Annotated in this window: 11 protein-coding genes and 1 tRNA gene; 1 reads left to right on the top strand and 11 read right to left on the bottom strand. The window is 53.7% G+C overall.

Annotated features, from left to right (window positions below):
• Window positions 1-66 precede the first annotated feature (66 nt).
• The 8 genes from KP004_RS08980 to KP004_RS08945 form a co-directional block, all read right to left on the bottom strand.
• Window positions 67-969, bottom strand: a complete 903-nt coding sequence (locus KP004_RS08980; protein ID WP_216801981.1) for a hypothetical protein — start codon at window positions 967-969, stop codon at window positions 67-69.
• A 217-nt stretch (window positions 970-1,186) separates the two neighbouring features.
• Window positions 1,187-2,146, bottom strand: a complete 960-nt coding sequence (locus tag KP004_RS08975) for a lysozyme inhibitor LprI family protein (RefSeq protein ID WP_216801980.1) — start codon at window positions 2,144-2,146, stop codon at window positions 1,187-1,189.
• Window positions 2,147-2,226: 80 nt separating this feature from the next.
• Window positions 2,227-2,835: a hypothetical protein gene (locus KP004_RS08970; protein WP_216801979.1), complete on the bottom strand. Its 609-nt coding sequence runs from the start codon at window positions 2,833-2,835 to the stop codon at window positions 2,227-2,229.
• A 135-nt stretch (window positions 2,836-2,970) separates the two neighbouring features.
• Window positions 2,971-3,564: a hypothetical protein gene (locus tag KP004_RS08965; RefSeq protein WP_216801978.1), complete on the bottom strand. Its 594-nt coding sequence runs from the start codon at window positions 3,562-3,564 to the stop codon at window positions 2,971-2,973.
• Window positions 3,561-4,373 carry a hypothetical protein gene (locus tag KP004_RS08960; RefSeq protein ID WP_216801977.1) on the bottom strand — a complete coding sequence of 271 codons (813 nt, stop codon included), beginning with the start codon at window positions 4,371-4,373 and terminating at the stop codon, window positions 3,561-3,563. The genes KP004_RS08965 and KP004_RS08960 overlap by 4 nt, the downstream gene beginning before the upstream one ends.
• Window positions 4,374-4,651: 278 nt before the next feature.
• A complete protein-coding gene (locus KP004_RS08955) occupies window positions 4,652-5,314 on the bottom strand; it encodes a suppressor of fused domain protein (RefSeq protein WP_216801976.1) in 663 nt (220 codons plus the stop codon).
• A 108-nt stretch (window positions 5,315-5,422) separates the two neighbouring features.
• Window positions 5,423-6,601 (bottom strand): hypothetical protein, encoded by a 1,179-nt coding sequence (locus KP004_RS08950; RefSeq protein WP_216801975.1) that lies wholly within the window; start codon window positions 6,599-6,601, stop codon window positions 5,423-5,425.
• Between the two features lie 203 nt (window positions 6,602-6,804).
• A complete protein-coding gene (locus KP004_RS08945; RefSeq protein WP_239027003.1) occupies window positions 6,805-9,312 on the bottom strand; it encodes an SPFH domain-containing protein in 2,508 nt (835 codons plus the stop codon).
• A 682-nt stretch (window positions 9,313-9,994) separates the two neighbouring features.
• On the opposite strand from KP004_RS08945, the gene KP004_RS08940 reads away from it, so the two are divergent.
• Window positions 9,995-11,608 (top strand): methyl-accepting chemotaxis protein, encoded by a 1,614-nt coding sequence (locus KP004_RS08940; protein WP_239027002.1) that lies wholly within the window; start codon window positions 9,995-9,997, stop codon window positions 11,606-11,608.
• A gap of 116 nt (window positions 11,609-11,724) precedes the next feature.
• On the opposite strand, the gene KP004_RS08935 is transcribed toward KP004_RS08940, so the two are convergent.
• The 3 genes from KP004_RS08935 to KP004_RS08925 form a co-directional block, all read right to left on the bottom strand.
• A tRNA-Met gene (locus KP004_RS08935) sits at window positions 11,725-11,801 on the bottom strand.
• 159 nt (window positions 11,802-11,960) lie between these two features.
• Entirely contained in the window at window positions 11,961-12,623 is a 663-nt protein-coding gene (locus KP004_RS08930) for an FKBP-type peptidyl-prolyl cis-trans isomerase (protein WP_216801974.1), read from the bottom strand.
• A gap of 140 nt (window positions 12,624-12,763) precedes the next feature.
• On the bottom strand, window positions 12,764-13,342 hold the full coding sequence (locus KP004_RS08925) for a Ros/MucR family transcriptional regulator (RefSeq protein WP_216801973.1): 579 nt from the start codon (window positions 13,340-13,342) through the stop codon (window positions 12,764-12,766).
• Window positions 13,343-13,571 lie beyond the last annotated feature (229 nt).

The following is a 13,571-nucleotide window of genomic DNA, read 5'->3' as shown; positions in this document are numbered from 1 at the left end:
GCAAGCCAACCTACCCCAGGCACAAAAAAAAGAGCCTTTCGACATCGAAAGGCTCTTTTTTTATGGTCAGTTGACAGGCACCAGGTACGAAACGGAGCGGTAATCGTAACCGTATCCAGGGCTGAATTGGGCACCGTCGACATAGACGAACCGGATGTACTTGACCAGTGAGAGGTCGACCGGTCCGCTGGCACCAGTCGTGGCAGCCGCCGAAATCGCCAATTCACCGCCCGGCGTCACAAGACCTGTGCTGGAATGGTCTGACGCGGAATATTCGGTGATCGTGTAGCCGAGATAGACACGGTTGGCATCGTAGAGCCAGCAGTACATGTTATACGCCGTCGGCTCGGCATTGAAATACATGCTCCTTATATTGGCCAGCCCCGTACTGGTTATCGATCCGACACCAGCCGAGTACTGAAGTGCATAATTATAGGCCGAGAACCTTCCCAGTGCCGCAACGTATTGCGAGGTATTGCTGTTCGGGGTCCAGTCCTCTTTCACGTACACATAGGGATGAGTCGCATCGGCGGAACTTCCAGGCTCATGAAACTTTTTCTGGATGGACGATATGGTCCCGTTTTTCAGCCTCAACGTGAAGGTCCAAGTGCCGGCGAGCGGGAGTCGACTGGGAGTGTTGGAGTTGACAAGCCTTCCGGTCACATATGGTCCGTTTCTCGTGGTGCCGAAAAGATTGCTGGTTGCCGTGACAGTCCAATGGCCGCCATCAGGAGCGGTCACAGTAAATCCCTGGATATCGCTGGTAGCAAGCGTTTGGTCGTAATAGAGCCATACGCCCAAGCCGATGTCGTGGCTGGATAAGTCGGCAGGCGCGTTGTCATAAAGCCAACCGACACCGCGGAGCAGCCCGTCAATCGACTCTTCATCGCCGCCACCGCCCCCGCATCCGTACAAAGTAACAGTACAGGCAAACAACAATACCATCATCAAACGAACAACCAATTTCACGCACACCCCTCCTTAAAGTATAAATACATAAAAACATGAAATAAAAAGATGCCGGTGTCCCCTGGGCTCCAAATAACGGCCAGGCCTAGCCCCGCGGCATAAGCTACCGGGATCTAGTAGGGACGCACTGCGATTGTCACTCTGGTTTTTTACAAATTGCTTAAAGACAGGTAGGACATATGCCGTCTTACTTCTGCCATTGCGGGCCATGGGCCAGCTACTTCACATCTTTCGTTACTTTGACGGATCGGATATTGAAGCGACCTTTTTCTATCGATAGGGTCACGAAAGCCGTCCCTCCGGATGGACAGCAGTTTGGATCGTTTTTCCGGTAGAGAAGTACCTCTGCAGTCATGCTTTTTAGATCAGGCCAAACTCCGCTCAAGACATGAGTGCCACGGGGCAGATATTTTTCGAGATCATCAAGCCATCGATTCGAATCCAGGTAGCTCCACCTTTTAGCCCCTTCGTCCCATATGTAGTAGTCACTTTCATTGAAATTACCGGTTCCATCAAGCCTGATTGGGACGTATAGGATTTTCCCGAACTGGTTCCGAAGTAATTCCGGCTTCTCGTATTCGCGCAAACCTATGTCGGATGAGCCGCGATCAAGGAACAGTTTCAATGGTTGTGATGGTCCATCTTGGACATATACTGATAAGCCTCTTTTGCCATAATAGGAGTCTGGCGTGCAATTCCCTGTTTCACCTGACTCAGCAGGAACTATGCAGTAAAGGGTGTAAAGATAGGTCTTGTTACCTTCAGTGCCAATTCTGCCGGATTCTGAAACCTGACATTTAGAGATATCGTCGATGTCATTTCGCTTAAGAAACTGCGGGCAGGTCGAGGTAACAGAGCGGACAGGCACCCAAACAGGCTCCTGAAGCTCTATCACGCGATCATTATAGATTTTGAGCAAGGCTTCTCTATCAATAAAGGCATTTCGTCTTTTCAGCCACTCACGTTGAGTTTGTAGAAGCATGTCTCTATCCGTGCTCTTCTTTAAGGCTTCTTTAAAGAGCAGGGAAACCCGATCGTCAGCAGCAGACAATTCGAGATCCTTGCAGATGAGCTTCTCCAATTTGGTTCCAGCCTTGGTGCAGTCGAACCCAGCAGCCAATGCTTCCCAAGGTGTTATTAGTAGCAGAAACACGAACAGGTGTGTAATGATCGTCATGACAGTTTGTCCTTGAGCCTGGCGTGACCTTCGCGACGTGTCGAGGGGGGGCAATTTCTGCCTCACCTCGCTATCCTCCGTCACTTTGTGTTGACGAGAAACTTGAGTCTAGAAACCTCGTTGAGGTCGATCTTATGGTCTCCGTTGAAATCAATCCACGCGTAGGCATATAACGTCCCGGCGTACCGAGACAAACTTATTTCCTTACCTGTTTTCAGGAAATAGAGATTTCCCGCAACAAAGGAGTTTTCGGATTTGGTGGGTTTGAGCCCGCTGTATTGATCCAGAGAGTTATTGGACGACAGGGGGTCGGTGGGATCAGCAACAAACAAGGTGTCTGAGTTGCTTTCTGATGCTCCGGTCAGCACCGAGGAAAGCACACTCAGCTTCACCTTTTTGCTTTCCCTGAATTCACCGGCATCTTTCTCAGCAAGGTATATCCGCAGGCTATTGTATTTCGTAGTGATGGTGAAGGCATCGTTCGTTAACCGATACGTCAGGTACCCCTTCTCCCATAGGGCATTCACCACCTGCCCCTTCTGATAAATGGAGAAGCCGACCTTTTGGCCATCAGTAATGTACATCCCGTTACTGTTAGTGCCTTGAGGGGGCGTAGAAGGAACGGACGGTGTCGCACAGGCTGTGACTAATGCGGTTATTACAGTAGCTGTGAATAGTTTAAGAAGCATGTGTGGTTCCTGGTTGATATATGGCCGGCAAGATCGTACTTTGTTAGAGGCGGGGGCGATGTCGACTTTTTTACTTCACTGTTTGCCAGACAAGTAAATCCCAAAATCGAATAACGTCCCGATAAGTAGAAACGGTTACCGATTACCATATTCGGTTAGCATGGGCGTTACGATCTTTTGCAGTACGTCTTCGGTTGACTGGACTGCGAACAAAGGCAAAGAGTGAACTTTTCCTTCGAAGGCAAGGTAGGAATCCTCGTACTTCAGGGAATCTCTAGAAACAGAGATCTTATCTCGATAATAGAAAAAGACATGGTTCATAACCTGCTCAAATTTGGTAAAATCCGGCCTCTTCGTTCGTATGTTATAAAGCATCCCAGCAGTAATTGTTGGAACCTTAGTTTTACGACCTTGTAGTTCAATATCGAGAAAGAGTACCTTTAGCCCGTCTTTGAAGTCCGTAATGGTCTGGCCTTTGTAGTCAGTGCAGTCATCAGACGCGACGAAGAAGACAGTAAAACTTTTAGATAGCCATGATTCTACGTTGACCGCTTCGAGCCCTGTGGACTTGCCAGAAGTGACTCCGTAGCCAGATGGCTTGCCGATCCGGAACCCCTCATGCTGTAGTAACCCCTCAACTTCCTTAATCAAGTACGAGATTTCGAAGAACAGCTTTTGCAGGAAGTCGAGCGCGTTTGTTGTCTGGGTCTCAAGATGGGCAATGGTCACTGTGCACCTCCTAGTAAGAGTCTGATGTGAGCCGGAGTTTCGATTGAAGAGTCCAACAGACGACCGAAAAATGTTCGGTTAAAAAATAGCCGCCCCGATGATGTGGTAACGTCAGAGAACTTTTTGAGACTCTGCTCAAAGCCGATGAAGGCACCCCTGAAAACCGCATCCTCTGCATTAAAAAAGATCACAGGCGGAGAAGGTTGAATCTGAGTACTCAAGCGGGTAAATGGAAGGAAGCCTCTTAACTTTTTCTTTTCCAGGAGTTTATAGAGATCTGTAGCAAATGCCTCATCCGGGGTAGGCTTCATCTCCTCAAACGTGTTCAGTAAAAGAGCGGCAATCGAGTGCCAGTTTGTCCAGTGCAGGGACATTCTAATATAATCAGGCAAATGAGCAAATAGCTTCGCGGGTAAAGTGTAATGAGACGTGATAGTAATAAACCTAAAAATCTTTTCTAATCTCGCGGCCTCTGTCGCGCCTTGCTTGAACTCGCGGACAAGTTGCTCTTCTTTTTCCTCAAATGCCTTGCCGAACCCCGAGAGATGTTTGGCCTCAATAAGGATATAATAATCGTCCACGATGATTACCAAATCCGGCTCTGTATTTTCTTCATATCGCGGCCAAAATAGGAACTGCGCTTTGTCAAGAGCAGCATTTGAGACTTCCATGCCCAATGATTTTAGAAAGCCTTTTAAATACACGTGACGATTAGCATATTTGAAAAAACTGAAGATATTTGAAGTTAATAGGTCTTCCATTTCTTCTGTTCGACGTGATATTTTTCCTCTCAACTCGGCCTGAATCATTTTGGCTCCAATTCAGTATAAACATCAAAGATACGCACATAAGCTCATAAGATTATGTAGGATAAACCTATATTCTTATGTGCGTCCCTCTGCCGCTCTTCATAATCCATGTATTACTCAGTAAGATAGTAGCTGAAGTGGGCAGCTGTAACGCTGGTGTCTATGCAACTTCTAGGGAAGCAGCAGGGACGTTGATAACTCATGTAACTTTTTCTGGGATGGACATGACCAGGTACAAAAGCCCAACACGCCACTCACATTCTCTGCTAGCCGTGATGCTATACCACGGGCTCCCTGTCCAAGTCTGAATACGGGTAGTGCCCCTGTGCTTTTAGTTTCGAAAGCAGCATCTCGCCACCTTGCTCCATGGCGTACTGCATCTCGCTCTTGTAAATCTCAATGACCGCCATCACTCCAAATCCCTCTTGAGAAACCGGCACTTCACCATAATTATCAAAGATTAGACACTTGCCGCCGATGTCATCGAAATCCTCGGGAAATTCGCACGTCTCTTTCGGATTGAGAGTCGCCTCGGAGCTGTATCGGGCGACGGGGTTCAAGATAGAGCTTATATTGCGCATTGCTTTCTTGAAGGGACTGATGTCATCGCCCTGGTCAGCTTCCAAGTCATCATCAGACATAAGATGCCTGGTGAACATCACCAGTTCGTACTTCTTGAATGCATCGTTTGAAGAACCTTTGGAACAAGCAGGTGATACTTCTTTGGTTGCGATAGCGGTACCGGCAATACCGTTTGGATAGTAGTAGAGATCCAATGCTCCGCCGATTTCGTATGGGATAATGGAATGCAGCACCATGTCGTGCTCCCTCCCAAGTACGGCTGCCATCACATCACTTTTCTTGTTGAACCAATCCTCTTCCAGTCTTTCAATTTCCTTTTCATCCCGCTTTTTGAATAGCGAAATTATCTTACCCAGCATTGAACCTCCCAGTACAAAATCAAAATAAAGTGCGGCCTGCCACAATGAGGAACGGGTATACGATCGTATTCTCCTCGGAACGTTCAACCGCCGGCACCACCAGCCTGTTTAGGCGTTACGCACCCGCACACGGCTGACAAGATCAATCGTGTCTATCACCGTTTCTTTGCCGTTCTTGTCCTGCCGGAGCAGGTATTTCCCATTGGAGAAGACGATTTCGCCGTTTTTGCCCAAGTCGAAGTCGATTACGCCTTTCTTTAGACAGGTGAGACTGCCGTCTTTTTCAAGCCGCATTAATTCCCAACTCCGCGGCGCGATGCCGGGAAATGCGTCGCCTTTATCGCTGTTTTCTTTGAATGCTTTCTCGGCATTTACCATGTTGCCGTTGATGAATATGTCCTTCGGGTCTTTGGGCTTTGCCTTGGTTGGATCAGGCCCGGCTGTGGATAGCGGCTCGCCCGTGTAACGCATACTGAAAAACTGAAGAAACGAGTAGACGGCGCGGCACAAACGGTACGGGATCAGAATAAAATCCTTGAAGGTCATGCCTTTCGAGCCGGGCTTCTCGTGGGGCCGCTTGATGAAGTGGAGTGTGTCTTCGCCGTCGACCTTCGGCAGGAAACAATCGTAACCGGGGACCGAGACCACCTCGTGTATGGCCCCGGAGTCAAGGTCGAGCCGGTTGATCAACTTCTCACCCAGCCCAACAAAGCGACCTTCCGCGTCAGTGCCGACACCTGCTGAGTCATAGTAGATCGACCGACTGCCTCTCTTGGCCCAAACCGGGTTCTCGTCGTAGCAGTCACCTTCAGTCACCGTCCGATACCGTGACATATTGGGTTCGAATATGGCCAGGTGCCGCTCCCACGCGGAATCCTGGACCGAGATGACAATCTCTTCGGTCTTAGGGTGATAATCGAGGTTCAGAAACCGGGTCGTGTTATCATGAATAATGTGGCCTTCGGCTTCAGCGTCGTCCTTAGGGTTTTTTATAAACATCCCCGAGTAGCTTTCTACCGCCAACGTATAGACAACCTTGTCGTCTTTCGCGAAGGTCAGACCGTTTACTGTTGCACGCGCATTTATCTCCTCCAAGTCCGGCGCAGCGCTTGTATGTTGTCCTTGAAAGGCCGCGCCCATGCCTTCGGTCTTCCACGCGTTTTTCTTGTGGATGGATTCACGGTTCAACTTATATCTTTCCAGGTAGTGACTGCTGCCAAGAGCCGTGAAATTCCCTTCGCAGCATCCCAGCCTGTTCTTTGTTGCAAATACGATCATTTCATCCATCCAAGGTCCTCCTTGCTACAATACTGACCTAGCCCGATTAGCTAGAACGGATTTGTCTTTCTACCTAAAACAAATCCCCCTAAATCCCCCTTCGCAAAGGGGGACTTTTCACCATCCCCGTTCGCAAAGGGGGACTTTTCACCATCCCCCTTCGCAAAGTTGCCATTTGAAGCCAATTTGGCCGTGATCTGTCCCTACCCCGCTTACGCCTTCGGCAACGCCGCCTGCTTGTTCACCAACGCGGTCAGGTCTACACCGGGTAACAGACGGCTCAACTGGCCCATCAAACCGTCTCCTGCATTGCCGCCGCCGGTTACGAGGACGTCGGGGACGATCTTGATCTTGCCTTCCTGGATGGCTGCGGCGATCAGTTCGACGATCTTGATCTGCTTGATGGCTTCTTCGCCGATGGCTTCCTGCTGCTTGTTATAGGCCTGGGCTGTCGCTTCGCCGATGGCGGCGATCTTGGAGGCCTCGCCATCGCCTATCGCCTTCAACCGTTTCCCTTCACCAGCCCCTTCCAGCGCCTTGGACTCGGCATTGCCTTCCGCGAGCGTGATCATCTCGGCTTTCTTCTGGGTCGCTACCTTCACGGCGATCTCCGAGGCAACCAGCGTCGGCTGCTGGTCGGCGGTGGCACGCATCTTCTCCATCTCGGTGCGCTCAGCCTGGCTCTTCTGCTCCATCTTGTACATCTCCTGCTGCTGCTCGGCGATGATCCTCTTGGTCTGGGTCTGCATTAGGTCCTCGGGGAGCTTGATCTGGCAGATCAGTACCGAGACACACTCGACGTGATACTTCTCCAGGTCGATCCGGGCGCGGGACTCGGCCTTGGCCTGCTCCTCTGAACGGCTCTGCAGGAAGTTCATGGCCGAGGCGGTGGAAGCCTGGTTGCGGAAGGAGGAATCGATCATCGGATGGATGACGTGCTGGATCAGGTTGTCGATGGAGCCGACCTTGGCCACCATATACGGCGCCTGGTCGGGACGCACGCGGATGACGACTTTGACGGACACCTGGATCGGGAAGCCGTCCTTGGAGATGACGGTCAGCTGGTCAAAGCGGGTGTCTTCCTGGTCGTCCCAGTCGATGGTGATGTTGGTGGTGTCGATGATGTAGGCCATGAAGGCACGACGGTTGAGGTAGTAACGTCCCGGGCCGGCTACTTCTTCCTGGATACCGCGGAATCCTTTGGGAACGACGTACTTCTCTTTCCCCTCTTCTTCCGAGGCGCCGGTCTGGGAGGAGCCGAGACGTTTCTTCATCTCTTCGGTGGGGTCCTCGCCGACGTTGGAAACGATGACGCCGACCTGCCCGCGCTCGACCACGGCCACGTCGTCGATGGCGACGCTGAACATGAGAGGGTTGATGTAATAGGTGCCCGGGCGCAGTACGTCGAGCTGCGGTCCGCGCTGGCCGTGCTTCAACAGGAAGGCCGAGCCGTCCTGGTAGTCGTTATGGCCGGTGATCGGCGATGCCACGTACTCGCGCTCGGGGAGCGGGATGCCGTCCAGGGCGGTGACGAGACCGATCTTGTTCGCCTCGACTACTGCGGCCGAATCGACCTGGATGTTGAACAGGTTCAGGTTGATGCGGTAGGTACCGGGGAGCAGCACGTCGATCTGCGGCCCCTTCTGCCCGCCATTCTTGAGGAAGGCTTCGCCGTTCTCGAAGTTAGAGTGTCCCGGTACGCTCTGGGCCAACAGACGCCCCATAGGAATGGGAGCGCCATCCTGGGCCGTGACCATGCCCACCTCCCCTTTCGCGATGATCACGGCCTCGGCCTTGGTCACTTTGAAGAGGTTGGGATGGATACGGTACACGCCCGGCGGCAGGATCTCGGTCTGGGGCCCCTTCTGGCCGCCGTTCATGATGAAATCCTGACCGGACTGGAAGGAGTTGTGGCCCGAGACCACGGTGGCGAAGATGCGGCCGGCCGGGATGGCCGAACCGTCGGCCGATTCCACCAGGCCGATCTCACCGTCACCGATCTTGGTAGCGGAGCTCTTGGTGACCTTGAAGAGATACGGGTTGATGCGGTAGTTGCCGGGAGGGATGATCTCGATCTGCGGCCCTTTCTGCCCGCCGTTGTTGATGAACGCCTCGCCGTTCTGGAAGGACGCATGACCTTCCACGGCCTGTGCGAAGATGCGCCCCTCCGGGATGGCGACGCCGTCCACGGACTCGACGATGCCGATCTCGAAGTCCTTGATCTCCGTGACGTTCCCCTTGGTCAGCTTGAAGAGATAGGGGTTGATGCGGTATTTGCCCGGAGGAAGTATCTCGATCTGAGGCCCCTTCTGGCCGCCGTTTCTGATGAAGGCTTCACCGTCCTGGAATGAGTTGTGACCTGGTACGACGGCGGCGAAGATGCGCCCGGACGGGATGGATGTACCGTCGACGGATTCGATCAGGCCGATCTCGTTCTCGAGGATCTCGGTGAAGACGCTTTTGGTTGCCTTGTAGATGAAGGGGATAAGGAAGTGCAGTCCCGGGCCGAGGGTGCGGGCCTGGATGCCGACTTCATTCCCAAGGGCCACGACCCGCCCCTGGGGCATCTTGCTGCCGAACCAGCGCCGTTCGATGAGGGCGATCTCGTTGCCGCCGACGATCACCACTGAGTTCCAGAGCAAAATGACGAGAGCGGCGAAGGCGAGAAGGTAGAGATAGTGATTACCAAGCCAAGTGAAGAGATTTACGGGATCTGACATGGTGCCTCCTGGTGGTGACGGGTTTCGTTCATGCGGTAATGGGCAGCGGCAGAGGAGATAAACACACGCCCATTAAAAAAGCCGCCAGTGCGGGTAAGTTGCACTGGCGGCTCAAAAAATGGACGGTTTCCTCTTCCTGCTGTCATGCTGACCTCTTAGAAGATTCGGGACGGATTTCATTTATACTCTTAGTTGCACCTTCAGGTCAATGAGAATGGGTCAAGGTGGGGAAAATCCTGATGTGGATTGGAACATGGGGGACAGACGAAAGGCAAATCTTCCCTGCCCCCCCTTTGACAAGGGGGGAACGCCGGGGCACGGGATCGGTTGTTTCAGCTCAGCGAGCTTCACAAGGTAGTAAGGGGACAGGCACCTGGCGGAGCCAGTCCCCTCCTTCGCAGTTTCACCTAGCACTAGGGAGACAGGCACCTGGCGGAGCCAGCCCCCCTCCAGCAGGGGACGGTTGTCCGAATAGCACCCACTATGTCCGTATACCGGGCACCACCTCTGTCCTAAATCCACACGATCTACCGTAAAACCTCGATTCTCCCCTTGGCACCATATGTGTAATTACCTGGTAGATCATTTGAGCAACCATCCCGGAAATCCTCCGGGCGGTGAGCATGAATGACAGAACGCTACACAGTACGGGAGAACAAAATTGAACTTCAGCAATTGGAAAGTGTCCAGCAAAATGGCGACCGGGTTTTCTCTGGTCCTTCTTCTCACCTTCGGCACGGGAATATTCTCCGTGATACAGCTGGGCCGGGTCTACAGCTCCGCCCATGAAATGGAGGTGAACTGGACGCCGAGCATCGTGGCTATCAGCAATATGAACATGATCACCTCCGACCTGCGTGTAGCGGAACTGCAACACATCATGTCGACGTCCAAGCAGGAAATGGACTCATGGGAAAAGGAAATAGCGGACTGCATCAAGGCTTACCGGAAAAACGAGGCCACTTATAAGCCGCTGATTTCGTCCAAGGAAGAAACGGAACTCTACGGCCGCATCGAAGCCCTGTTCCAGCAGTACCTGGCGGAAAACCAGAAGCTGATCGAGCTGTCCCGGGCCAACAGGAACGACGAAGCAAAGGCGCTCATCAGGGGCAAGTCCCAGAAACTCTTCACAGAATTTTCCGACCTGCTGACAAAAGACGTCGACCTCAACGTGAAAGGCGGGCTTACCGAGACGAAACACGGGGCCCAGTTGTATCAATCGGCCCGCATCTGGATCTTTGGCGCCCTGCTCGCCAGCGTGGCCCTGGCGGCGTGTCTCGGCGTGGTCATCACCCGCGCGGTCACGAAACCGCTGGGGGGCGAGCCCCACGAGGTGGCCGGCATCGCGAAACGGGTGGCGGACGGCGACCTGACCGTTACGGTACCTAGCACGGGGAACGACGGCAGCATCATGGCTGCGATGAAAATCATGGTCGAGAACCTGCGGCAACTGGTCACCCAGGCGGTCGACATCTCCGCCGGCATCGCATCCGCTTCCAACGAACTGCACGCGACGGCGGAACAGATCGCGACCGGCGCCGAAGAGGTCGCGGCCCAGACCGGCAGCGTCGCTACGGCGAGCGAACAGATGGCCAGCACCAGCAACGACATTTCGCGCAACTGTTCGGCGGCAGCCGAGGTCTCCAGAGAGACAGCGGATGCGGCACAAGAGGGTTCGGCAATCGTCACCGATACCATCAACGGCATGAACGCCATCGCCAGAAGCGTCACCGAGAGCTCCAATACTGTGGCGGCCCTGGGCGAGCGCTCCGAGCAGATCGGCCAGATCGTGGGCACCATCGAGGACATCGCGGACCAGACCAACCTCCTGGCCCTCAACGCGGCCATCGAGGCGGCTCGCGCGGGCGACCAGGGACGCGGCTTTGCGGTGGTCGCCGACGAGGTCAGGGCCCTGGCGGTGCGTACCACGGCGGCCACCCGCGAGATCGGCGAGATGATCAAGGCGATCCAGAAGGACACTACGGCCGCGGTACGGGCCATGAACGAAGGGGTCCAGGAGGTCGAACACGGCGTGGCCTGTTCGCACAAATCGGGGCAAGCACTGGAGGGCATCATGAGCCGGGTGAACCAGATGACCATGCAGATCGAACAGATCGCTACCGCAGCCCAGGAACAGACCGCGACCACCGACGAGGTGACCAGCAATATACACCAGGTCACGGGCATCGTGCAGCACTCGGCCCGCGGCGCTGAGGAGACGGCGGCTGCCGCATCGCAGCTTTCCGAACAGGCCCAGCACCTGCAGAACCTGGTGGCGAAATTCAAGGTCGCCTGAGTGGCCTGCCGACTGCGGTAGGCTGAAAACGAAAAAAGGCGCCTGATAACGAAACCAGGCGCCCGAAGCATAAAGCAAAAGAGCCTTCCGGCATCAACCGGAAGGCTCTTTTTGTATGGTGGCGGTGCAGGGACTTGAACCCCGGACAACACGGATATGAGCCGTGTGCTCTAACCAGCTGAGCTACACCGCCAAGCTCTTTATTGTAATGATGTCAAATACCTACTGCTCACTCAGCGACTCTTGTGCGCCGCCTCAAGAGACACCCTTTATATTCTAGAGCGCCTTCTTTGTCAATAAAAAACTCTGCTAAAAGTTTTTCATCTGTCACAGCGGCAAAGATCGATGCAAACTACTTCACGATATCCAGAAGCTCGACTTCGAATACCAGTGTCGCGTTTGCCGGAACCGGCCCGGAACCGCGCTCACCGTAGGCAAGGTCGGGAGGACAGACAAGCTGAGCCTTGCCGCCAACCTTCATCTTCTGGACCCCTTCGGTCCAGCACTTGACCACCTGGTTCAGCGGGAACTCGGCCGGACGGCCGGAGGTGTAGGAGCTGTCGAATTCCTTGCCGTCAACGAAGGTGCCGCGGTAGTTCACCTTCACCTTATCGGTGGCAGTCGGGCTGGCACCGGTTCCTTCCTTGAGAGAGCGGTAGATGAGGCCGGAAGGAGTCTTGACGGCGCCCTGCTCCTTGGCGGCCTTGTCGACGAAATCCTTTGTTTTGGCGGTAAGCTTCTCCCCCTGGGCGGTGCGGCGCGCCGTCACCAGCTGCTGGATCTTCGTCTTGTATGACTCGGCGTCGAAAGTCGGGGTTTTGCCGCTGGCACCATCCTTCAGACCTTTCAGCACCTGGTCGATCTCATCCTGGGACATGTCGAACACGGCCAGGTTGCGGGACATTATCTGCCCGATGGCATAGAAGGTCTTCTGATCTTCTGCTTTGTTCTCGTCGGCGGCATAGGCCGGAAGTGCGAAAAGCGCTACCAATGCAACAATCAAAAGTCTGCTCATGTTACTCCTCCTGTGGTTGTTTTTCGAAGGTTCAAATATACCAACTATCGTGCGGAGTGCATCCTTTTGTTCAGCCGAACAGCCAAACGAAAAACAGCACCTCTCTGGAGGTGCTGTTTTTTGATACTGTACTACGTGCCTTACTTCTTTGCCTTGGGTGCGGCCTTCGGAGCCTTAGCGGCCTTCGGTGCCTTGGGCGCCTTGGCGGTCTTTGCGGCAGCCGGTGCTTTGGCCGGTTTGGCTGCGACGGCTGCTTTGGCTGCCTTCACCGGTTTGGCTGCGCCCTCTTTCTTGGCCTCGATGTTGGCCATGCGTACTTCACGGGCCTTGGCAAGGTTGTCGGCGAGACCGCGGTCCTGGGCCATCTTGCGACGCGCCTCGGAGTAGCTCTTCGCGGACAGCGCCTGCTTGCTGGAGATGCCGTACTGCTTCTTGTAGGCGCCCGGCTTCATCCCGTGAGCGGTGCTCAGGTGACGGGCCAGGGTCTTGAAGCCCCCCTTGCCGCAGATGAGACACACTACTTCATTCTTCTTGAAAGCCTCTTTGACAGAAACAGAAGGACGCGCCTCCTCTACTCCTTCGATAGCCTGTCCGGCCTCGAGGTTTTTAAGTGCTGCGTGAACCTTGGCTATTTCCGCAAGAAGCTCGTCCGACGTCATCGGCGTGCTGGAGGCGTGCGATGAGACGAGTTGTGCGGCTATTTCTACTAATGTCGCCATTAATCATCCTCCTCGGTAATATGATTGAGTGATTAATAGCAGAGACAAAAATATTGTCAATAATAAAGTATGAATAATGAGCCGCTAACTCAGTAATTTTGTAAAATAACCATGAGCAGCACCGACTGAGATCGATTTTAATGATGGGTGTGAGCCCCGGCAGACTGATTGTAGGCCGGCGACAGGAGCGGAATGATCGACGCCGCTGCTGTATGAACCATATAGGAGG

Origin of the sequence: Geomonas oryzisoli (assembly GCF_018986915.1) — a bacterium.
GTDB lineage: Bacteria > Desulfobacterota > Desulfuromonadia > Geobacterales > Geobacteraceae > Geomonas > Geomonas oryzisoli.
The sequence above is the reverse complement of the archived record's forward strand: the minus strand, read 5'-3'. Positions and strand labels throughout refer to the sequence as shown.